This window comes from Methanoregula boonei 6A8 (assembly GCF_000017625.1).
In the GTDB taxonomy this organism is placed as follows: Archaea; Halobacteriota; Methanomicrobia; order Methanomicrobiales; family Methanospirillaceae; genus Methanoregula; species Methanoregula boonei.
Map to the genome: position 1 here is coordinate 639,995 of NC_009712.1, position 20,099 is coordinate 660,093.

The 20,099-nt window shown below is 55.1% G+C and carries 24 protein-coding genes; 5 read left to right on the top strand and 19 right to left on the bottom strand.

What is annotated here, in order from left to right; genetic code table 11:
• Positions 1–127: 127 nt before the first annotated feature.
• The 5 genes from MBOO_RS03490 to MBOO_RS03510 are packed head-to-tail and all read right to left on the bottom strand — an operon-like array spanning position 128 to position 3,913.
• Entirely contained in the window at positions 128–1,027 is a 900-nt protein-coding gene (locus MBOO_RS03490) for a thiamine pyrophosphate-dependent enzyme (RefSeq protein WP_012106212.1), read from the bottom strand.
• 3 nt (positions 1,028–1,030) lie between these two features.
• Positions 1,031–2,185 (bottom strand): pyruvate synthase subunit PorA, encoded by a 1,155-nt coding sequence (gene porA, locus MBOO_RS03495; RefSeq protein ID WP_012106213.1) that lies wholly within the window; start codon positions 2,183–2,185, stop codon positions 1,031–1,033.
• A complete protein-coding gene (locus tag MBOO_RS03500; protein WP_012106214.1) occupies positions 2,186–2,446 on the bottom strand; it encodes a 4Fe-4S binding protein in 261 nt (86 codons plus the stop codon). It lies immediately after the preceding gene.
• Positions 2,446–2,991, bottom strand: a complete 546-nt coding sequence (locus MBOO_RS03505) for a pyruvate ferredoxin oxidoreductase subunit gamma (protein WP_012106215.1) — start codon at positions 2,989–2,991, stop codon at positions 2,446–2,448. The genes MBOO_RS03500 and MBOO_RS03505 overlap by 1 nt, the downstream gene beginning before the upstream one ends.
• A 43-nt stretch (positions 2,992–3,034) precedes the next feature.
• Positions 3,035–3,913 carry a methanogenesis marker 12 protein gene (locus MBOO_RS03510; RefSeq protein WP_012106216.1) on the bottom strand — a complete coding sequence of 293 codons (879 nt, stop codon included), beginning with the start codon at positions 3,911–3,913 and terminating at the stop codon, positions 3,035–3,037.
• A 39-nt stretch (positions 3,914–3,952) separates the two neighbouring features.
• On the opposite strand from MBOO_RS03510, the gene MBOO_RS03515 reads away from it, so the two are divergent.
• The 4 genes from MBOO_RS03515 to mch all read left to right on the top strand — a co-directional run bounded on the left by MBOO_RS03515 (position 3,953) and on the right by mch (position 8,371).
• Positions 3,953–4,885, top strand: coding sequence for an NAD-dependent epimerase/dehydratase family protein (locus tag MBOO_RS03515; RefSeq protein ID WP_012106217.1), 933 nt, complete (start codon positions 3,953–3,955; stop codon positions 4,883–4,885).
• Between the two features lie 10 nt (positions 4,886–4,895).
• Complete coding sequence (locus tag MBOO_RS03520) at positions 4,896–6,047, top strand: cofactor-independent phosphoglycerate mutase (RefSeq protein WP_012106218.1); 1,152 nt, start codon at positions 4,896–4,898, stop codon at positions 6,045–6,047.
• 185 nt (positions 6,048–6,232) lie between these two features.
• Positions 6,233–7,357 carry an ORC1-type DNA replication protein gene (locus MBOO_RS03525; RefSeq protein WP_012106219.1) on the top strand — a complete coding sequence of 375 codons (1,125 nt, stop codon included), beginning with the start codon at positions 6,233–6,235 and terminating at the stop codon, positions 7,355–7,357.
• A gap of 69 nt (positions 7,358–7,426) precedes the next feature.
• Positions 7,427–8,371 carry a methenyltetrahydromethanopterin cyclohydrolase gene (gene mch / locus MBOO_RS03530; protein WP_012106220.1) on the top strand — a complete coding sequence of 315 codons (945 nt, stop codon included), beginning with the start codon at positions 7,427–7,429 and terminating at the stop codon, positions 8,369–8,371.
• 78 nt (positions 8,372–8,449) lie between these two features.
• Here mch and MBOO_RS03535 read toward each other — a convergent pair whose 3' ends face one another.
• From MBOO_RS03535 to MBOO_RS03600, 14 genes are all read right to left on the bottom strand, one after another.
• Positions 8,450–8,725 (bottom strand): acylphosphatase, encoded by a 276-nt coding sequence (locus MBOO_RS03535; protein WP_012106221.1) that lies wholly within the window; start codon positions 8,723–8,725, stop codon positions 8,450–8,452.
• Between the two features lie 130 nt (positions 8,726–8,855).
• On the bottom strand, positions 8,856–9,494 hold the full coding sequence (locus tag MBOO_RS03540; protein ID WP_232385624.1) for a DUF5803 family protein: 639 nt from the start codon (positions 9,492–9,494) through the stop codon (positions 8,856–8,858).
• Positions 9,431–10,636 carry a threonine synthase gene (thrC, locus tag MBOO_RS03545; protein ID WP_012106223.1) on the bottom strand — a complete coding sequence of 402 codons (1,206 nt, stop codon included), beginning with the start codon at positions 10,634–10,636 and terminating at the stop codon, positions 9,431–9,433. Before thrC ends, MBOO_RS03540 begins: the two co-directional genes overlap by 64 nt.
• A gap of 54 nt (positions 10,637–10,690) precedes the next feature.
• Positions 10,691–11,488, bottom strand: coding sequence for a nitrilase-related carbon-nitrogen hydrolase (locus tag MBOO_RS03550; RefSeq protein WP_012106224.1), 798 nt, complete (start codon positions 11,486–11,488; stop codon positions 10,691–10,693).
• A 24-nt stretch (positions 11,489–11,512) separates the two neighbouring features.
• A complete protein-coding gene (locus MBOO_RS03555) occupies positions 11,513–11,713 on the bottom strand; it encodes a hypothetical protein (protein ID WP_012106225.1) in 201 nt (66 codons plus the stop codon).
• Positions 11,713–12,363: a MarC family protein gene (locus MBOO_RS03560; RefSeq protein WP_012106226.1), complete on the bottom strand. Its 651-nt coding sequence runs from the start codon at positions 12,361–12,363 to the stop codon at positions 11,713–11,715. Before MBOO_RS03560 ends, MBOO_RS03555 begins: the two co-directional genes overlap by 1 nt.
• Before the next feature lie 51 nt (positions 12,364–12,414).
• Positions 12,415–12,867, bottom strand: coding sequence for a nucleoside-diphosphate kinase (gene ndk, locus MBOO_RS03565; RefSeq protein WP_012106227.1), 453 nt, complete (start codon positions 12,865–12,867; stop codon positions 12,415–12,417).
• 8 nt (positions 12,868–12,875) lie between these two features.
• Entirely contained in the window at positions 12,876–13,067 is a 192-nt protein-coding gene (locus MBOO_RS03570; RefSeq protein WP_012106228.1) for a 50S ribosomal protein L24e, read from the bottom strand.
• A 5-nt stretch (positions 13,068–13,072) separates the two neighbouring features.
• Positions 13,073–13,282 (bottom strand): 30S ribosomal protein S28e, encoded by a 210-nt coding sequence (locus MBOO_RS03575; protein WP_012106229.1) that lies wholly within the window; start codon positions 13,280–13,282, stop codon positions 13,073–13,075.
• A 9-nt stretch (positions 13,283–13,291) separates the two neighbouring features.
• Positions 13,292–13,660 carry a 50S ribosomal protein L7Ae gene (gene rpl7ae / locus MBOO_RS03580; RefSeq protein ID WP_012106230.1) on the bottom strand — a complete coding sequence of 123 codons (369 nt, stop codon included), beginning with the start codon at positions 13,658–13,660 and terminating at the stop codon, positions 13,292–13,294.
• A gap of 152 nt (positions 13,661–13,812) precedes the next feature.
• A complete protein-coding gene (locus tag MBOO_RS03585) occupies positions 13,813–15,813 on the bottom strand; it encodes a DUF2298 domain-containing protein (RefSeq protein WP_048068251.1) in 2,001 nt (666 codons plus the stop codon).
• Positions 15,803–16,783 carry a lysylphosphatidylglycerol synthase transmembrane domain-containing protein gene (locus MBOO_RS03590; RefSeq protein WP_012106232.1) on the bottom strand — a complete coding sequence of 327 codons (981 nt, stop codon included), beginning with the start codon at positions 16,781–16,783 and terminating at the stop codon, positions 15,803–15,805. The genes MBOO_RS03585 and MBOO_RS03590 overlap by 11 nt, the downstream gene beginning before the upstream one ends.
• Positions 16,767–17,483 carry a glycosyltransferase gene (locus tag MBOO_RS03595; RefSeq protein WP_012106233.1) on the bottom strand — a complete coding sequence of 239 codons (717 nt, stop codon included), beginning with the start codon at positions 17,481–17,483 and terminating at the stop codon, positions 16,767–16,769. The genes MBOO_RS03590 and MBOO_RS03595 overlap by 17 nt, the downstream gene beginning before the upstream one ends.
• Positions 17,480–18,709, bottom strand: coding sequence for an NAD(P)/FAD-dependent oxidoreductase (locus MBOO_RS03600; protein WP_012106234.1), 1,230 nt, complete (start codon positions 18,707–18,709; stop codon positions 17,480–17,482). The genes MBOO_RS03595 and MBOO_RS03600 overlap by 4 nt, the downstream gene beginning before the upstream one ends.
• Before the next feature lie 196 nt (positions 18,710–18,905).
• Between MBOO_RS03600 and MBOO_RS03605 the strand changes: the two genes are divergently transcribed.
• Complete coding sequence (locus MBOO_RS03605; RefSeq protein ID WP_012106235.1) at positions 18,906–20,096, top strand: tubulin/FtsZ family protein; 1,191 nt, start codon at positions 18,906–18,908, stop codon at positions 20,094–20,096.
• Positions 20,097–20,099 lie beyond the last annotated feature (3 nt).

A 20,099-nucleotide genomic window follows, 5' to 3' on the forward strand; every position in this document is an offset into this window, starting at 1 on the left:
GCCGCATGCCGGCAGGAAAGCCTGTCGGGCATGAGGGGAGCGATGAGGATATGCATATAAGGTGCTGACAGGTTCATGGCGGATCGTCGCAATCAGCCGACGCCATATATCCTCACAAAAAAAAAGGTTACTCTTTCTTCGCTATCTTGATATCAATGCCATACTTCTCGGCATTCTTGTCGGCCAAGGCCTGGATCGCCGCGATCTCGGCGTCCTGCCTCTTGGGCTTGAAGAGATGGCGGAACCGTTTCTGGGTCTTGAGGTACTCCTCGACGGGTTTCCTGACCACTTTCTTTGCCTTGGTCACCTTTCCGTCCACCATCTCGTAGTTCACCCAGAGGCCGGTCTCGATGGCGAGTTTTGCAATCGCGATCGTCTGCTCGCCTTCGAATCCCCAGCCGGTGCAGCAGGGTACATGGATCTGGACATAGGTCGGGCCAACGGTGTTGAGCGCCTTTTCCACTTTCTGGAGCAGGTCGTTTGGGTAGGCAATCGATGCCGTTGCCACATAGGGAGAACCGTGGGCCGCAAGGATCGCTGGCATGTCCTTTTTCGGGCGCTTGTTCCCGAAGGACTGGGAGCCTGCCGGGCTCGTGGTCGTACTCGCATCGTACGGCGTTGCACCGGACCGCTGGATACCGGTGTTCATATAGGCCTCGTTATCGTAGCAGATGTAGGTGATATCGTGGCCGCGTTCGAACGCGCCGCTGATGCAGAGCATCCCGATATCAAAGGTCGCGCCGTCGCCGGCCATCACGATGACTTTCTCTTTCCTGCCCTGCTTCTTGAGGGAGGACTCTATCCCGGAGGCAACTGCCGAAGCGTTCTCAAAGAGCGAGTGTATCCACGGGACCTTCCACGCAGTCTCGGGGTACGGCGTGGAGAAGACTTCCATGCAGCCCGTTGAAGAGACGACAATGGACTCCGGTCCGGCCGCCTTGAGCATGAGCCGTGCGGCAAGTGCCGCCCCGCATCCTCCGCAGGCCCGGTGGCCGGCGTCGAAAAGTTCGCAGGATTTGTCCGCCATGATTTAGAGCACCTCCTTACGCAGCCCGATAAACTGATCTCCCTTACCTTTTTCGGCAAGCGCGACAACCTCGCGGATGTCCTTCTTGCGCACATCTCTTCCGCCAAGTCCGATGATGTAATCGTACACCGGGATGCCGGAACCGTAGAGTGCGTCTTTTACTTCGAGTGCGGTGGCACCTTTCGCGCCAAGCGAGATGTTCTTGTCGAGCACGGCAACGTGCTTTGCGCCTTTGAGGGCCTTTGCCACATCTTCTGACGGGAACGGGCGGAAGACCCGGATCTTCAGAAGCCCGACTTTCTTTCCTTCTTTTCGCATCTCGTCGATGGTGTCCTTGACGGTACCGCAGATCGAACCCATGGCAACGATCACGGTCTCTGCATCCTCAAGCTGGTAGCCCTCGACAAGAGCGCTGTAGTCACGGCCGAACATCTTCCCGAACTCGGCCCCTGCTGCCCGGATCGCGACCGCTGCTTCCTTGACGGCCTTGTCGATCTCGTACCGGAACTCAAGGTAATACTCGGGCGTTGCGTACATCCCGAAACTGATGGGGTCGGCTGCATCGAGCCGTTCCTTTGGCGAAAACTTCGGGAGGTACTTGTCCGCATCCTCCTGCGAGATCATGTCCACCGGCTCGTACGTATGCGAGAGAATAAATCCGTCAAAACAGACCATCGCCGGGAGCTGCACGGTGGGGTTTTCCGCTACCTTGTAGGCGATATAGTGGAGGTCGGTTGCTTCCTGGTTGTCCTCGGCATAGAACTGGAGCCAGCCGGAGTCCCGCAGGGAAATCGAGTCCTGCTGGTCGTTCCAGATGGAGAGCGGGGCGCCCATGGCCCGGTTGGCAATGGTCATAACAATGGGCAGGCGCATGCCGGCCACGTTGAAGCAGACCTCGTACATCAGGGCAAGGCCCTGCGAGGTGGTGGCGGAGTACGTCCGGGATCCCGCGGCGCTCGCCCCAAGGCAGGCGGAGAGCGCGGAGAACTCGCTCTCGACCGTGATGTAGTCCGCGTCAAGTTTCCCGTTTGCAACCATCTCGGCGAGCGCTTCGACGATGTGGGTCTGGGGGGTGATCGGGTACGCGGAGACGACCTGCGGGCGGCAGAGCCGGACCGCCTCGGCGACAGCCATCGAGCCTTCGGTGATTTCAAGCATCTACTTCTCCTCCTGTTTCATTGCGATCGCATCTTTCGGACACTCGGTTGCGCACATGCCGCAGCCCTTGCAGTAGGCATAATCGGGATCGAAGAACCCTTCGGTATCTTCGGTGATGCAACCTTCGGGGCAGATGATCTGGCAGGTCCCGCACTTGGAACACTTGCCGTGGTCGAAGATGGGCTTGAAGACCCGCCACGAACCGGTCTTGTTGTCCCGTGATTTTCCGGGCCGGGCCCGGCAGCCGATTGCAAGCGCCATTATGCCGCCGCCCCCTTCACGTGCTCGAACGCCTGCCGCGCTGCCTCGATATTCTTCTCCGCGAGCTCTTTTGGGAACCGGTGGTAGAGTGCATTCCTGAGTGCATCGAACTTGATCTCGCCGGTTGCTGCGGCAAATGCTCCCATGAGGGAAGTATTGGTGATGGGAAGCCCGATCACCTTGAGCGCAATGGATGTCGCATCGATGGTGATCAGCTTAACGCCTTCGGGCACTTGGTAATCCGGTGCCTTTTCGGTATTGACAATCACGATGCCACCCTTTTTTACTCCCGAAAAAACATTCACGTCTTTGATGAGCGTGCTGTCCTGGACAATGATATAGTCCGGTTCGTACACCTGGCTCCGGAGCCGGATCTTACGGTCGTCAAACCGTACGAATGCCTGCACCGGGGCACCGCGCCGTTCGACACCAAAGGCCGGGAACGCCTGCGAAAAAACGCCCCCTTCAAACGCAGCAACAGCAATAAGTTCCGCAGCGGTGACCGATCCCTGGCCACCCCTGCCGTGGATACGAAGTTCTCTCAAAGAAAAACCCCTCAGTAATTTTACATGATAAATCGATATAAATCTAGAGATCCACATCGAGGCCAAGGATCTCTTCTGCCCCGGAAAAGACTTCGCGGGCAATACGTGCCAGACCGCGGGATGCGCACCATTCATCGTAAACGGCCACATCCGTGCCCAGAAGCGATTCAACTTCAGGGGCAAGAAGGGGGGCAAGTGACCCGGCAAGCGCGACTTGGGCGCGCGGGTTGAGCAGCAGGAGTGCCGCGCATTCCATGGCCGAGAACATGGCCACGGTCCGGATACGCAGGGACTCGTCATCGGGAAGGGAATAGTTCACCCCGGCCTGCTGGAAGGCCTCGTTTGCGGTGCATTCTCCCGCATCCACCCGGCGGATGGCATCGACATCCAGCGCACCGTGCCGGGTGCCGGGGGCAAAGATACAGGCATCAAATGCCCCGACCAGTTTTCCCGCCGAAACAAGCAGGGTCACGGTGTTGGAACTGGCATCCGAGACTACGACATCGTCTCCCAGGTCCTGGCAGACCTCAAATGCAATCCCGATCTTTTCCGGGCTGGACTGGTGGGAGTACGCCTTGAATCGGGGATCGGTCGGGGAGTCCCGGTGCAGGCCGGGGATGACCACAGTGGGCAGGCCGCTTTTTTTGATCTCGTCAAAGACCTTTGTACCGCCGCCGACATGCTTGCCCGCACCCTCGCGGCTGACAATGCCCCGGTTTTTTATCTTGTCGATCCCGGTAATCCGGGAGAAGTTGTCGCCCATCGAGTAACACAGGGCGATCCCCTCGATCTCTTCGGGGGGGCAGAGGCGGCCGAGATCTGCAACGGAAAAGCCGGTGGCCTCCTCGCGCGTCAGCTTGAACTGCCCGGTCTCTGAGGAGAAGCGCATGGCGGTCGTGCCGTGATCGATCCCGATGAACATAGCAGTAATCCTATAGCATAACCTACATATTAGGTATTGATGTTTGATGTGGTGACAGGCGGGGCCGGGTTTATCGGCTCCCATCTGGTTGACACGCTCGTTGCCCAGGGTAACGAGGTGCTGGTCATCGACTCGCTCTGTGCAGGACGCCGGGAATGTATTGCCCGGCACATCGACAACGGCGCGGCCCGGTTTGTCCGGGCTGACCTGCTGGACGACGGCTGGCAGGAACATATCGATGGGGCGGACCGCCTCTTCCACCTTGCAGCGGACCCGGATGTCCGGCAGAGCGCCATTAATCCTGATCCCACAATGCAGAACAATATCATGGCCACGTACCGGGTTCTTGAGGCAATGCGCCGGTACGAGGTCACGGAGCTCGTGTTTACCTCCACATCCACCGTATATGGCGATGCAACCGTTATTCCCACGCCGGAGGATTATGCCCCCCTCCTTCCTATATCCGTGTACGGGGCAAGCAAGCTGGCCTGCGAGGCGCTGATCTCCTCGTACTGCTATTCCTTTGGCATGAAATCCTGGATCTACCGGTTTGCCAATATCGTGGGCGAGCGCAGCGGCCATGGCGTTATCACGGATTTCATCAGGAAACTCAGGGAAAACCCGGCCGAACTTGAGATCCTTGGGGACGGGAAACAGGCCAAGTCCTATCTTGAAGTACACGAGTGCGTTGCCGCCATGCTCTTTGCCCTGCGCACACGGGGGACAGTCAATATCTTCAACATCGGTTCCGAGGACTGGATCGATGTAAAGAGCATCGCCGAGATCGTGGCCGAGGAGATGCACCTGCCGGACGTGAAGTTCCGATTCACGGGAGGCGAGCGCGGCTGGGTGGGCGATGTGCCCCGGATGCAGTTGTCCATCGAACGGATCAAAGGCAAGCGCTGGAAGCCCGAACTTGGATCCCGGGAGAGCGTACGGCTTGCTGCCCGCGACCTGGTCCGATCCGGATAAGGGGATTTTTATGAAGTGTATCCTTATTCTTGGGGATGGCATGGCAGATGAGCAGATCCCGGAACTGGGGGGAAAGACCCCGTTAGAGTACGCAAAGACGCCCAACCTGGACCGGATGGCACAGGAAGGTGCGTGCGGCATGCTGCACACGATTCCTGATGGTTTTGAGGCGGGAAGCGATATCGCGAACATGTCTATCCTCGGGTATGCGCCGGAAAAGTACTATACCGGCCGCGGGCCCCTGGAAGCGCTGAGCATGGGCGTTGATCTCGCTCCGACCGATGTTGCATACCGGTGCAACATCGTGACTGTCAGGGATGAGATTATGGCGGATTTTTCCGCAGGCCACATCAGCAGTGCAGAAGCAGCGGAACTTTTTGCGTCTCTTGCCCCCGCGGTTCCGCGTGTTCTCCTCCGGGCCGGGGTCAGTTACCGCAACCTCCTTGTCGTCCCCAACGGGTCGGCAGCTGACTCCTCCGCACCTCATGATATCGTGGGCCAGCCGATCGCAGCCTACCTGCCCCGGAACGGCGACGCCGATATCCTGCTGTCTGCCATGGCAAAGAGCCGCGAGGTGTTTGCCGGCCACCCGGTAAACGTGGCACGCGTCCGGGCAGGAAAACTGCCGGCAACGCAGATCTGGCCGTGGAGCGGCGGGCGGCGCCCGGCCTTTCCTTCCTTCTTTGAAAAGTACCATCGCCGGGGAGGCATGATATCGGCCGTCGATCTCTTAAACGGCATTGCCCGCTGTGCCGGCATGGAGGTCATCAAAGTCCCCGGCGCCACGGGATATTTCGATACGGACTATATGGCAAAGGCACGGTATGCACTCGATGCAATCCGGCGCCTTGATTTTGTCTATGTCCATATCGAAGCTCCCGATGAGGCCGGGCACGAAGGGAGTATAGAGGAGAAAGTCCGGGCCATCGAGAACGTGGACAGGGTGGCCGGTGCCATACGAGCAGAGTTTGATGGCATTATTGCGGTTCTCCCGGATCACCCGACACCGATCCGGATTAAAACGCATTCCCGTGAACCGGTGCCGTTCGTAGTGACAGGCAAAGGTACGGATTCCTGCACACAGTTCTCCGAGAAAGAGGCACAGTCGGGGATGCTTGGGACACGGAAGGCAACTGAGCTCCTCTCATTCCTCTTTGCATAATTTTTTTTAAAAGGCGATGTGGCATCAGTCCCCTGCTTCATCACGAATGTCAGTGGGGGTAACTTTCATCATTTGCCTCATCCGCATCTTCGTTTCTTGTACAGGCGGATATAAGTTTGGCGGATGAGGGGCTGATCCGGTTTACCAGAGCTGTTATCATTTGCAACGTTGATGGAGTACTAGCGATGAAAAAGAACCTGCTGATGTGGGATGAATCCCTGTTCAGGGACCCCGATGTTTTTGAGATCGATTATATCCCCGAGCAGTTCGAGTTCCGTGATGCCCAGATGCGCGAACTCGCGTTCCAGATAAAGCCCGGACTCCGGGGCGGCCGTCCCCTCAATACGATCTGCAAGGGCCTGCCTGGTTCCGGCAAAACCACCAGTATCAAGAAACTTTTCCAGGAGATCGAGGAGACTACAAAGAAACTGGTACCGGTCCACGTCAACTGCCAGATGGACAATACCAAGTTTGCCATCCTCTCCCAGATATACAAGAAACTCTCGGGTCATCTCCCTCCTGCATCGGGAACGTCGTTCAAGCAGGTCTTTGATGCGGTGGCCCGCATGCTCCAGAAGGAGGAATGCGTGCTGCTGGTAGCCCTCGATGATGCCAATTACCTTCTCTACGAGAACGAGCTCAATACCGTACTGTATACCCTGCTCCGGGCACACGAATCCTACGAGGGTGTCAGGATCGGAGTGATCGTGATTATCAGCGACCCGGATGTGGACCTCTCGCGGGCAGTGGATGCACGGGTCTCCTCGGTCCTCCGCCCCACCGAGATCTATTTCCCGCCGTATGGTAATGAAGAAGTCCGGGAGATTATGACCGCCCGGGTGATGCAGGGTTTTTTCACCGGGGTCTTAAGCGACGAGATGCTCAATCTTGTCGTGGAGCAGACCCAGAAAAGCGGCGATCTACGGGTAGGAATCGATCTCCTCAAACGGGCTGCGCTCAATGCAGAGCGGGCCGCCCGGCGCAGCATCGAGCGGGGGGATATCTGCGGCGCATATGCGGTTTCGAAGTATCTCCACCTGGAATACACACTGCGGACCCTCAAAGACGAGGAGCGCAGGGTTCTCCGGGAGCTGGCCGCAGCAAGTGCCGGTGGTACCGAGATGAACGCCGGAGAAGTGTACAAGTCCATCAAGGAGAAGGTGCCGCTCGGGTATACCCGGTTCTACGAGATCGTAAAAAAGATGGATGCGATGCGGCTGGTCAATCTCCATTACCGCGACGGGAAGGGCCGGACCCGGGTGATCACGCTCCGGTACGAACCGGCCCGGGTGCTGGAATATCTTTTATAAGGCCGACGGAATATTTTCAAAAATCTTATCTATTTGAGCCCCCTCATCTTATGAGACAGGGGTTTTTCTATGTTAAGTGTTAACGAACTGGCACTTGAAATATTTGACAACCTCGCCGATCTGGCGGAGGAGTTCAACGCAGTATACCACGAGCTCGACAATGGCGCACGCATCGTTGACTGCGGAGTCAGCACACGGGGCGGGTATGCAGCAGGGCGGGCATTTACCGAGATCTGCATGGGCGGTCTTGGAGAGGTTAACTTCCGGATGGGACAGATCAAGGAGTTCCCCCAGCCGTTCATCGATGTAAATACCGATTTTCCCTCGATTGCCTGCCTCGGCGCACAGAAAGCCGGCTGGACGGTCAAGGTAGGGAACTATTTTGCGATGGGCAGCGGCCCGGCCCGGGCGCTCTCCCTCAAGCCCAAGCACACCTATGAAGTGATCGATTACGAAGACGACTATGACTGCGCTGTGATCTGCCTCGAATCCGATCACCTGCCAAACGCAGAAGTCATGAATAAGATCGCAGAGGAATGCCATGTGGATGTGGCAAACACCTGTGCCGTGGTTGCGCCGACTTCCTCGATTGTCGGCTCGATCCAGGTGTCGGGCCGCTGCGTGGAAACAGCGATCTACAAGTTAAACGAACTTGGCTTTGACACCCGGAAGATCGCATCCGCCATAGGCACAGCCCCAATCCCGCCGGTACGGGGCGCCAAGCGTGCGATGGGCGTGACAAACGATGCAACCATCTACCACGGCCAGATCCAGCTCACGATGAATGCGCCGGAGATCAAGGACTACCTTGAGAAGATCCCGAGCAGCAAATCCAAGGGCTACGGCAAGCCGTTCAACGACATCTTCAAGGAAGCAGGGTACGACTTCTACAAGATCGATACCTCGCTCTTCTCTCCCGCGGAAGTCATCATCAACGAACTTTCCGATGGCAGCGTCTACCGTGTGGGCGCGGTCAATACTGATGTGACCTTAAAGTCATTCGGGTTACAGTAATTTTTTTCTTTTTTCCACCCGGTCCTTGGACTGGTTTTTTGGCATATGCCCGGTACACTTCCGTATCGTCCGGAAAAATTACCACACAACCCAGAATCCCTTAAATTCCCCGGTGGCCCCTCCCTCGGTCACCTGCAGGTTCTCGACATGGATCCGCGGATCTCCCCGGGCCCATACCAGCCGGAGAAAATCATCGAGCGCTGCGGGGGATCCTTCTGCAACCATGTGCACGGAGCCGTCCTGCATATTCTGCACCGAGCCATGCAGCCCGAGATGGTGGGCGCATTCGGATATATAATGCCGGTATCCCACCCCCTGCACGTTGCCGGTTGCCACCGCGGTAACCCGCTTCATCGCTCCTGATCTGGGGGCAGTATTACAATAATCTTTGCGGTTTTTGTTCCGGTGGCATTCCTCCCGGCGGTAGGGATCCTGATAGTTTCTCTCTAAAAAAAAAGGTAGTTATGCCGGAGTCCTGCTCCCGCTATTCTTCCGGCGGTTTTCTTGTCAGGAAGAAAGGCAGTAACAGGATGGTTGCAAGAATTACCATAAACTCGGCAAAGAGGTACAGCAGGTCTTCCCGGGCCTGGTCATAGAACCGGATCTCAAAAGAGGTGGTCTGGTTCCAGGATACCACCGTGGAATTGTCCGGAAGCCGGGTCACGTTTGCACCCTGACTCAACCCCGCAAGGAGCGGGTTGCGTACATCGTATTCCCCGGGCAGATTCACGCTCACGTTGTATGGTGAGAAATACGATTCCTGAATCTGGTTGTTGCTTAACGGTGCTACGTAGGCAACGGTGTAATTCCCTTTGGGAAAGGAAATTGACGAGGGGGCGTTCCACGGTTTTGTCCAGTTAACGTCCACCGGAGTGCCATTCTCCGCGATCAGGGTCACATTGGTGACGCTCACAGGGACATTCTCTCCCAGCATGTCGGTATCGGCAAACAGATAGTCCGACGCACCGGTGATATCAACCCGGGCGGCATACGATGTAGCGTTGGGCAGCACCTGGTACGTGGCATCAAGTGCCCCGACAGGGGGGACACCAAGGATGATCACAAGTGCAACGCAGAGAGCAGCGAGGGCAGGTCCGCATCGATCTCGATTGGGGGTTCGCATTGTTTAATCACTGTTTCCGGGTCTTTTAAGAGGTGACCGGTCACCACACAGACAATCTTCTCATCGCGGTCGATCGCACCCATCTCTACGAGCTTGCGGATGCCGGCCACTGATGCGGCAGATGCAGGTTCCACGCCGATTCCTTCCTTGCGTGCGAGATCGCGCTGCATCGCAAGGATCTCATCATCAGTCACCGATTCGGCTGTTCCTCCGGTCTTACGGATTGCAACAAGCGCCTTCTCTGCATTTACAGGTGCACCGATCCGGATTGCTGAGGCAAGGGTCTCGGGATTCTCCTCGGTCTGGACAACGGGCAGGTTCTCCTTTATTGCCCTGACGACAGGGCTTGCACCGGTGGCCTGAATGCCGGTCATTTTTGGCAGGCTATTGATAAAGTCCAGTGCCTCAAGTTCCAGCAGCCCTTTGTACACCGCGGAAATATTTCCAGCGTTTCCTACCGGGAGGACAATCCTGTCGGGGACGCATCCCAGCTGATCGATTGCCTCAAACCCGATCGTCTTTTGGCCCTCCAGCCGGTAGGGATTGATCGAGTTTAAGAGGTAGAGCCCATGCGTGAGGCAGAGATCGTGGACCATCTCGAGTGCACGGTCGAAATTGCCCCGGATCGAGATAACCTTTGCACCGTGCATCAGTGCCTGGGCAATCTTTCCGACAGCAACGTGTCCCGCAGGGAGAAGCACGACTGCCGGGATCCCGGCTTTTGCGGCATAGACTGCAAGGCTTGCCGAGGTATTCCCGGTGCTTGCGCAGGCAACGCTCTTCTTCTTGAGCTGGATTGCCATGGAGACGCCCACGGTCATCCCGCGATCCTTAAAAGAGCCCGACGGGTTCATCCCTTCGTGTTTCGCATAAAGGTGCTTCAGCCCCATCTCTTCCCCGAGGCGTTTTAAGTGGTAGAGGGGGGTACCTCCTTCCTGCAGGGAAACCGGCTCAATATGCACCGGGAGGAGCTCCTTGTAGCGCCAGACCGAGAGCGGGCGGGCGTCCCAGGTGGAACGCTTCACGGTTATTGTATCAAGAGGATATTTTACCGCGAGCAGGTGACCGCATTTTTTACAGTTATAGAGGATCTCGTCAGCGGAATACGTGGCACCGCAGTGAACGCACACGAGATGGTACATGGTCACCTATTGGTTTTCCGGGTACATATAGAAGCATGTCAGGAGAAGAGATCGTTACGTGCGGGCGTTTTCTCCAAGGGAACGGTACAGCTCGTCCTTCCGGTCATTTTCCACCGGGAAATCCCTTCTGGCCTGTTCCACGATTAAGGGATCGATCTCGTAGTACAGCAGTTCCTGTTCTGTACCTGCCCGTGCAATGATGGTCCCGTGAGGATCTGCGGTCATTGACGCTCCCGCATACTGATCTACCGGGTTTGTCCCGGAGGTATTCACTCCCGCAATGTACATCTGGTTCTCCGCTGCACGGGACTGGATGAACAGCTCCCAGTGTTTCAACCGGCTTTTGGGCCATGCAGCAGGAACAATCACCGCATGGACACCACGTTGCCGGTATAACCGGAAGATCTCGGGGAACCGGAGATCGTAACAGATAGCAAGACCGATCTGCACTCCTTCAAGGGCAAAGGTTGCAAGCCCGGTACCCGGGGAAAAAGCCTGATCTTCCCGGCCGGGTGTGAAGAGGTGGATCTTCGCGTACGTTGTAAGGATCGTGCCATTGCGATCGATAGCGATTGCCGTGTTTCGTGGTTTGGGCAAGCATGTCTCGCGAAACGATCCGATGACGGCAATTTTGTGCTTTTTTGCAAGCTCCCTGAGGCCGTTCACCACAGTCCCGGAGATGCCCCCGGTGTTTTTTGTTGAACAGGGATCCCACCCTGTGGCAAACTGCTCGGGAAACGAGATAAGTGCCGCCCCCTCACGGGCAGCACGAAAAAAACACGTTTCTACTTGTTCAAGGGTCTCGTCCGGGGCTTCCCAGACTCCGCTTATCTGGGCGCTGCAGCATCGCATCGGGGCATCTCCGGAGTTTCCGTTTTAGCTCCCCGTCCCGCTTTTACGGTCAATGTACAGGATGAGCACTGCCCCCATCACGACAAGCATGATTGTGGTCAGCAGGAGAAACTGGGTGGATGAATGAAGAATCCCGAGGATCATGGCAGCGATAATGAGTCCTGCCGCAATAATGCTGCAACCCACAAGGACAAGACCCACGGTTGCACCGTCCCACTCTGACATTATGAAGCTCCTGTTAGGGGAAACGCAAGTTTGATCCCGGTGATGACAAACTGCACTGCAATTGCAATGAGCAGCATACCCAGCAGCCGGTTTATCACCCGGTACTGCCGCTGGCCGACCTTGCGCATGATATATTCAGCGTTCCTCATCATAAAATAGGTGATTGCGATAGATATCCCGATTGAAATAAAGATGAAAATCCCGGCATAGGGAGAGATTTCCGAAGCCTCATTGGTGAGCACAATCGTTGTCGTGATCGCCCCGGGGCCGGCGATCATGGGAATGGCAAGGGGCATCACGGCCACATCCTCATTGTCCTGCGACTCGTACTTCTCGGTTGCCGTCAGCTTTGTGCGGGATGTTTTTGCATATACCATCTCCATACCGATCCCAAAAAGCAGGATGCCCCCCGCAATCCGGAATGCTTCAAGCGTGATGCCAAAAATCTGGAGAATAATGGTGCCTGCAATTCCCACGATGACAAGGATCGCAAGGGAGATGGTACAGGCCTCCCTGATGATCTGGTCCTTTGTTTTTTTCTCCAGATTGCCCGTCAGGGAGATATAGGTCAGCGTGGCTCCCAGGGGGTTTATGATAATAATGATGGACGATAAGCACAGGAGGGAAAAACTGAGCAGCTCATCAACCATAAAGAGAGACCAACCTTATGGCTAATAGATGTTTCCGGTAAAAAGAGGTTTTTAGTATTCGTATACCACGGATTCGTCAACCCGGGTGTATGCGAACAGTTCAGCCGGTTTGAAGTGGATGCCGATCTCCCGTGCGGCACTCTCGGGAGAATCGGAAGCGTGGATCACGTTCCTTCCGATGTCTATCCCGAAATCGCCCCGGATGGTTCCGGGAGCTGCCTCCTGGGGATTTGTGGCACCGATCATTTTCCTGACAATGGCAACCACATTCCTGCCCTCCCAGACCATCAGGAAGCACGGGCCTCCCCTGATATAGGATTTGAGTGACGGGAAGAACGGTTTTGACAGGTGTTCCTGGTACTGCTCGATAACCCGGCTCTCGGGCAATACCTCGAACCGGGCTGCCACGAGCTTGAGACCTTTTGCCTCAAACCGGGAGACGATCCCGCCGACCTGCCCGCGCTGGACACCGTCCGGCTTGATCATCACAAAGGTGCGATCCATGGAGGATCTCACTCCTTGTTTGTACCCTTCTGCCCTGCAGTTGTCCACTCAACCCGGCGCGGGACCCTGCCCAGCTTGTGGTTGTTCTGGCATTTGGTGCTGCAGAAATAGAAGATCGTACCGTCTCTCTTGACAAACATCTTGCCGGTGCCCGGCTCAAGCGGTTCACCGCAGAAACTGCAGATGTGCTGTTCAACCATGCGGTTCACCGCCTCGACAGTTTCTTTGCTTCGCGTTCGGTCTCAAGGAGCATGATAACATCTCCTTCCCTGATGGGGCCGACCGTGTTGCGGGTGATGATGCGCCCTTTGTTATTGCCGTCGAGGATACGGCACTTGACCTGCATCGCTTCCCCGTGCATACCGGTGGAACCGACAACCTCGATGACTTCTGCGGGCGTTGCGTCGTCAGCCATGAATGCACCTTATGCCTTCAATGCAGTCAGCTGCTTTGCGAGATCTTCAACCACTTCTTTTGCTTTGCCGGGCTTGACAATCGCTGCCGCGGCAGAACCGACATCAAGACCGCTTGCGGCACCGATGTCATTTTGTTTGTTGATGAAGACGTAGGGGATCTTCTTTTCTTCGCATAAGGGGGCCAGGTGCATAACAATCTCTGCGGGCTCCACATCGGCGCCGATTAAAACAAGCAGTGCGGCGCTGCGTTCAATGGCTTTTGTTGCCTCGTTTGAACCCTTCTTGATCTTCCCGGTGTCTCTTGCAACTTCAAGGGCTTCAAGCGCCTTGTTCTGGAGCTCCTCAGGAGCCTCGGTTTTTACGTAGCCTTTTGCCATAAACTCACCTCATTCAGGAGCCGATTTGCCCCTTCATTACTCATCAGTCAGCAGTGATGCAGCCATATCATTTCATCAGGAGGAGAAATAAAGGTTTGTGAGCGTGAGGGGAGACCACTGCCCGGCAGGGAATCAAACCGGGCTGCCACGCATCACCCACTAAGCCGGTAAATCTCGGTACCTTCCCCGGAGTACACTTGTTCCAAACCGGTGGAAGGAAGACTTACATTATAGGTTTCCCTCTCGGTGTCCCCGACATAGAGAAGGGTCGCATTGTATTTTTTCATGAGCGCCACAGTCTGATCGGGATTCTCGTAGATTGCCCTGACATCCCCGGGCCGGGTGCTGTACCATCCTGTCGTATCTTGCCTCCACATATATTCGTGGAAAGGCTGGCCCAGGATCGCTGGGATGCCAGTGAACGACGAGATCCGGGAGTAATACGTGTAGTCCCCACCGACAGCCTCGACAATGATCTCATTACCGGTCAGGTTCCTGAGATATGCAACTCCCCCGGCGTCCCCCGGGTGTGTGGAATCAAGGTAGGCCAGCCCGTCAAGTGTCCGGCCCCCATAGCTGAGATCGAGGGGCACCAGGAACGGGACGATAAAGAGGAACCCGATAACCAGCACGGCAAGGGCCGCGCCTTTTCTTACCGGCAGTATTGGTATGCGTCCCGGCCGGGCAAGCCATCCCCCCACCATTGCAAGGGAACTGATCCCCAGAAGGATCCACGCCGGAACATAACACTTAAAGACCGTGTTCATCCGGAAATACGTGTCACCCATGTTATCCTTGAGATAGAACAGTTCCACAACGAGAAGGATTCCCAGCCCGAAGATGGCCAGAAGATCGGGGATGCTGCGCTCCTTTTTTGCAATGAGATAGATAAGAGGGATAACGGCAATCGCGGCAGCCGTATACCCGGCCAGGATAAAGGGAGCCGCAACAAGCAGGAGGTACGGGCGATCCCGGATCTCTTTTACCAGGAACAGGAGGAAGATGGCGATAAACCAGCCATTTACCAGCAGGAACTGGAAGGGATCGGACGGTGTCCTTACAAGGGCAAATCCCCCGGTGTTAGTCTTGAGCATCAGGTAAAAGGGAAGGTAGATGATGATGGCAAGGGGTGGAACTGCGGCAAGCGGACTCCATGTCCGGATCCCTTGTCCCTTTCTCCAGCCCTTCCGCATGATCAGCGCTGCAACCAGTACCGTGATCGGGGCATAGATCAGGACATCCCAGGTATTGATTAGGGGCATGGAACCAAGACTGAGTGCCGCAAGCCCGCAGAGCAGCCATCTTCCCCGCGATTCCAGAGAATCCCAGAATTTATAGAGGTAGAGGAGCAGGAAGATCAGCAGTACCTGGTTGAAGATGGAGATGACATGCGCATGGAGATCTCCCCAAGTAAAGGAGAAGAGCGGATATTCATTGATGGTATTAGTGATCGTGCGGGTACTGTTCCAGAGCGCCGAGCTGATACTGCTCCCAATACTAAGCTGGTAGATAAATGAGGGATTGGGCAGAAAGAAGAGAAGGAGCGGTAGCCAGCGGAACCGGTCGAGCACGAGCGTACCGATTGCGTACACCGTGACCGCTGCAACCCCAAGGACCGTTGGAAGGGAGAGGTTAAACGCAATATTCGACGGCACCCCGCTTACAATCCCCAGGCAGCCGAATATCCAGTAACCCAGATAATAATAGACATCCATCGTCCCCCCGGAAAACCAGGGATCGAGAGGGGGCACGACCGGGCTGCGCATAATGGATGCAAGGAATGCGTGGTCCATGAACTTCTCTGCATAGGATATGGTCGGGTTGACAAACCTGACTGTGAGCATCAAAAAGAAGAAGATGAGGAAGATGAGCTCCCAGTGCCATTCTTTTTTCAGTTCACTCCACGCATAATCCCGCCGGTAGAGATGATACCCGAACAGCAGGGCAAAGGGAACAAGCCCAATCTGCACCGGGAGACTGGCAAGGCCGCAGTACCAGGTGAGGAGGGTAAACAGGACAAGTGACGCGCCAAAAGAAACCGGGAAGGCGTATTGCCGCAGACTATTTTTCAGGGAGGGGTAGAGCGCAAGCTGCAAAAATGTTACGACAAGGAGCCAGCTTGCAACGGACAGGGCCTGGAATTCAGGTGTCAGGTTTTTCCCCTCCGTCCAGTTTTGTCCAGAGTGCCGATTTGATGGTTGGGATCACCCAGTCCCCGAGGTAATAGATGGAAACAATCCCCCCGGCAAGAGTGACTAGGTTCTTGATCAGGTCATCGATCACGGCAATCAGGAACGCCACCCCGGGAGAGACACCGGTAATAGCAAACGTTGCCGATACGATAAGCTCGTAGGTCCCGATTCCCCCGGGAGTAATGGGTACCGCCTTGACCAGGTTTCCAAGGACAATAGCAAGGATGATCACCGCAAAAGGTATCTGCTGTTCAAACATCATTGCAACCGAATTGCAGACAAGAATGTCAAGCATCCAGATCACCATGGATGAAATTCCGAGAATCAGGATTGAACTGAGAGAGAGCGAGGCTCTCCTGATCTCATCGAGCATGGTCAGGATATATCTGACGTACTTGTTCGTGGAGGTCAGCTCCCCCACAAATATCAGGAAGATAAAGAATGCAAATCCAACCGCAAGGATAGCGATCATGATATAGATATAGAGGTTGAGCCAGCTTGGGAGATTGGGGATAAAGAACAGGGATGCAGCTCCCAGAATCGCTATGGCAATGATATCAAAGACCCGCTCCACCACGATAGATGAGATACCTTCCGAGTAGGTAGTCTGGTAATCGTGTTTCAGGATAAATATTCTGACAAAATCCCCCAGGCGCGCGGGGACAATAAGGTTGACCGTCTGGCTGACAAAGACACACGCCATTGAGAAGGTGACCCCGATCCGGTAATTAAGGCCAAGAAGGATCCGGTGGTATCTCCAGCCACGCAGCCACCATGCAGTAAGGCAGACAAGGATTGCAATCACCAGGTAAACCGGAACGATGTGCTGAAGTGCGGTGATCAGTTCGTCCCAGACATGGTAGAGCATATAGGCAATGATCCCGACAGCGATCAGGGTGGGGATCAGGATTGCGCTAATCTTTCGATACATGGATCTGCCACCAGAGGCGCAGGATGGATGAGCCCATCCCGAAAACATCCTTTACCCGTACCGTTGTTCCCCTGCCTGCCCGCCATCGGACAGGAAATTCCGTTACCTTAAATCCTGCCCTCTGTGCCCGCACCAGGAGTTCGGTATCCCAGAACCAGTGGTTCGACCGTATTTTCGGGAGGACGGGGAGAATTTTAGCCTTATTAAATGCCTTGAACCCGCATTGGTGATCGCAGAGGCTACTTCCAAGGATAGACCGTACAAGGAAATTATAGGATCTGCTGGCGATCTCGCGACTTTCAGTCCGGCGAATATCACTTTCCGGGAGCAGGCGGGATCCCGTGGCAATGTCTGCACCTTTTCGTATTTCATCGATAAGTTGTGGGAGGTGTTGCATGTCTGTGGCCAGATCGACATCATAGTAACAGACAATAGGGCCATTTGCCTGGCTGATTGCCCGGTTGAGTGCAGTTCCCCGTCCCAGCCGTTCACGGGAATGCAGGAGTTTCACGTGTATATCTCGTACTTCATACTCCCGGACCAGTTCCGCACTGCCATCGGTACTCCCGTCTTCAGCAACGATCACTTCGAACTGATCCGTGATCGTAGAAAGGACTGCCAGAGATTCCGGAATTGCACGTTCAAGCGCGGTGCGGTCATTGAACACCGGGATGATTGCGGTAACTTCAGATGTTGTCATCGGTGCGTTCTCTCCTGAATGCATTTTGCAATCCGGTTGCCTGCCCGGACAGATCCTTCAATGCTTCGTTCCGGATAATTCTCTTCCGAAAACATGCCTGCAAGGAAGATACCATGCTTTTCGCAGGCAGGGATCAGGGATCGGTATCCCGTCGTATACACCGGGCCCGCCCAGGGATCGATGGCCATCCGGCTCCAGTGGATTTCCCTTTCTGCAAGGCCAAATCTCAAACAGAAATCCTCTTTCATCTTCTGGTCGAGCCGCGCAGGAACACTGCCACTGAAATACGATGCCAGATACGCGATATGCTCACCGTACCGTTCATGCGGGATCAGATTGGTATGTGCAACTACCGCTCCGTACGGGCCTTCATCTTTCATGTTGGTCCAATACACGCCCCTGCACACATCACGTTCGAATCCTAAGGTCATACAGGCCGCGCCCTGATAGGGAATCTCCGGAAGGGTAAGGCCGGACAAGGATCCCAGCTCCTGAGGGGGGATCGTGGAAACGACTGCATCCACGATTTCATCATTGACATTCCATCGGTTGCCATTTTTCGAAAGGGACGTGACCGGGGTCTGCAGATTGATCTTCCCTCTTTTACTTCCGATAGATTTTTCCAATTGGTCAATAATCTGGTGAAACCCCCCGTTCAGGTAGCCAAGACGTTCCCCATGTACTCCCCTGTTCGACCTGATGGCGATACGGCTGATCAACCAGGCTGCAGATACCTTGCTCCGGTTCTTTCCGAATTTGCTTCGCAGGAGCGGTTCAAAAAACGAGGTATAGATGCGGTGGCCCAGATTATCAATGATAAATGTTTCAGCCGGGATATCATCGAGTGCGAGAGGATCCATTTTCCCTGCACGGTGCGTTAACAGGGCCAGTTTTGTTTTATCGATGAGGGAAAGTTCCGGCCAGCGCAGGATTTGTAATGGCGTCGTGAGTGGGTAGAGAGTGTCTCCCGAAAAGTAACCGGTACTCCCTGACCACCATTCCAGTTTTTCCAGCAGGCCAAGTTCTCCAAGGAGACTAAACAGTTGTTTATCGCCGGAAAAGCAATGGTGGTAATATCGCTCAATCCAGTAATCATCGATGTGGTATGAGGAGAGACAACCGCCCAGATACGGCATCTGTTCGAAAAGGAGAACATCATGCTCTCCGGCTAACGCATGAGCAGCAACCAGCCCGGTCAGGCCTCCTCCGAGTATACCTATCTTCATGCTGGGATACCGGTATTATTTATTCGGGATCACGTGAAAAAGGCTCCGGAACCGTTCTGAGAAAATGCGACGAATTGTGACGATATTTGTAAGAAAGTTTTTGTATTGATGAATTTAAAGTTCTTAAAACAGAGAAAGAACTTAAAAGAATTAAGAGAAAATATTAACTCGTCAGCCCATTGGATGGTGTAGCGAGATGCGGGTCTTTTTCATCGGATTTGGTCAAGCGGGGGGCAAAATTGTCGACATGTTCATTGAACAGGACAAAAAGCTCGGGACCCACAGTTTCCGGGGGATTGCCGTAAACACCGCACGGACAGATCTGATGGGGCTTAAACATATTGAATTGAAAGATCGCATCCTCATCGGGCAGACCATGGTCAAAGGCCACGGTGTCGGTACTGATAACGTGACCGGCGCCCGGGTTACTGCTGATGAGATTGACAGCATCATCTCTGCTGTTGACTCACGCGGAACCCATGATATCGATGCTTTTGTGATTGTCGCAGGACTGGGGGGAGGAACCGGATCCGGTGGTTCCCCGGTACTTGCCCGCCACCTCAAACGGATCTACCGGGAACCTGTCTATGCATTGGGCATTATTCCGGCACCGGAAGAGGGCCGGCTCTACTCTTATAACGCAGCCCGCAGCCTGACCACGCTTGTTAATGAGGCTGATAACACATTCATCTTCGATAACAGTGCATGGAAAAACGAGGGCGAGAGCGTCAAGAGTGCATTCGAGCGTCTTAATAACGAAGTTGTCCGGAGATTTGCTATTCTCTTCCGCGCCGGTGAAGTTGGCCGGATGGGTGTTGGTGAGATGGTCGTTGACTCAAGTGAGATCATCAACACCCTCCGCGGCGGCGGCATCACTTCCGTGGGGTACGCAATCAGCGAAGTGATCAGTACCCGCACCAAGCAGCAGCGGGGGCTTCTCGGAGGTATCCAGAAGAACATCAAGGATACCTTCGGGGGTAAGAAGGAAGCAAACGAGGAAGTGCTTATGGGTGAGGACCGGTCGGCAAAGATTGTCGGTCTTGTCCGGCGGGCGATGCTTGGCCGCCTCACCCTGCCCTGCGACTATTCAACCGCGGAACGTGCACTTGTTCTCTTGGCAGGCCCGCCGGACGAGATGGACCGGAAAGGTGTCGAAAAGGCCAAGAGCTGGGTTGAAGAGAATATTGCCGGTGTTGAAGTGAGAGGTGGGGACTATCCGGTCAACAGCGAGTACGTTGCTGCAGTTGTGATGCTTGCAACCGTAGGTAATGCACCCCGTATCAAGGAACTCCTGGATATTGCCAAGGAAACAAAAGAAGAGGTTATTAAATCCAAGGAGAAGAAATCCACTATGTTTGAGGAAGGTATCGAACCGTTGTTCGAATGAGTG

Coding starts and splice junctions, on each gene's coding strand:
- MBOO_RS03490 (WP_012106212.1), bottom strand. CDS start 1,027: ATGGCGGACAAATCCTGCGAACTTTTCGACGCCGGCCACCGGGCCTGC.
- porA (WP_012106213.1), bottom strand. CDS start 2,185: ATGCTTGAAATCACCGAAGGCTCGATGGCTGTCGCCGAGGCGGTCCGG.
- MBOO_RS03500 (WP_012106214.1), bottom strand. CDS start 2,446: ATGGCGCTTGCAATCGGCTGCCGGGCCCGGCCCGGAAAATCACGGGAC.
- MBOO_RS03510 (WP_012106216.1), bottom strand. CDS start 3,913: ATGTTCATCGGGATCGATCACGGCACGACCGCCATGCGCTTCTCCTCA.
- MBOO_RS03515 (WP_012106217.1), top strand. CDS start 3,953: ATGTTTGATGTGGTGACAGGCGGGGCCGGGTTTATCGGCTCCCATCTG.
- MBOO_RS03520 (WP_012106218.1), top strand. CDS start 4,896: ATGAAGTGTATCCTTATTCTTGGGGATGGCATGGCAGATGAGCAGATC.
- MBOO_RS03525 (WP_012106219.1), top strand. CDS start 6,233: ATGAAAAAGAACCTGCTGATGTGGGATGAATCCCTGTTCAGGGACCCC.
- mch (WP_012106220.1), top strand. CDS start 7,427: ATGTTAAGTGTTAACGAACTGGCACTTGAAATATTTGACAACCTCGCC.
- MBOO_RS03535 (WP_012106221.1), bottom strand. CDS start 8,725: ATGAAGCGGGTTACCGCGGTGGCAACCGGCAACGTGCAGGGGGTGGGA.
- MBOO_RS03540 (WP_232385624.1), bottom strand. CDS start 9,494: ATGCGAACCCCCAATCGAGATCGATGCGGACCTGCCCTCGCTGCTCTC.
- thrC (WP_012106223.1), bottom strand. CDS start 10,636: ATGTACCATCTCGTGTGCGTTCACTGCGGTGCCACGTATTCCGCTGAC.
- MBOO_RS03550 (WP_012106224.1), bottom strand. CDS start 11,488: ATGCGATGCTGCAGCGCCCAGATAAGCGGAGTCTGGGAAGCCCCGGAC.
- MBOO_RS03555 (WP_012106225.1), bottom strand. CDS start 11,713: ATGTCAGAGTGGGACGGTGCAACCGTGGGTCTTGTCCTTGTGGGTTGC.
- MBOO_RS03560 (WP_012106226.1), bottom strand. CDS start 12,363: ATGGTTGATGAGCTGCTCAGTTTTTCCCTCCTGTGCTTATCGTCCATC.
- ndk (WP_012106227.1), bottom strand. CDS start 12,867: ATGGATCGCACCTTTGTGATGATCAAGCCGGACGGTGTCCAGCGCGGG.
- MBOO_RS03570 (WP_012106228.1), bottom strand. CDS start 13,067: ATGGTTGAACAGCACATCTGCAGTTTCTGCGGTGAACCGCTTGAGCCG.
- MBOO_RS03575 (WP_012106229.1), bottom strand. CDS start 13,282: ATGGCTGACGACGCAACGCCCGCAGAAGTCATCGAGGTTGTCGGTTCC.
- rpl7ae (WP_012106230.1), bottom strand. CDS start 13,660: ATGGCAAAAGGCTACGTAAAAACCGAGGCTCCTGAGGAGCTCCAGAAC.
- MBOO_RS03590 (WP_012106232.1), bottom strand. CDS start 16,783: ATGTATCGAAAGATTAGCGCAATCCTGATCCCCACCCTGATCGCTGTC.
- MBOO_RS03595 (WP_012106233.1), bottom strand. CDS start 17,483: ATGACAACATCTGAAGTTACCGCAATCATCCCGGTGTTCAATGACCGC.
- MBOO_RS03600 (WP_012106234.1), bottom strand. CDS start 18,709: ATGAAGATAGGTATACTCGGAGGAGGCCTGACCGGGCTGGTTGCTGCT.
- MBOO_RS03605 (WP_012106235.1), top strand. CDS start 18,906: ATGCGGGTCTTTTTCATCGGATTTGGTCAAGCGGGGGGCAAAATTGTC.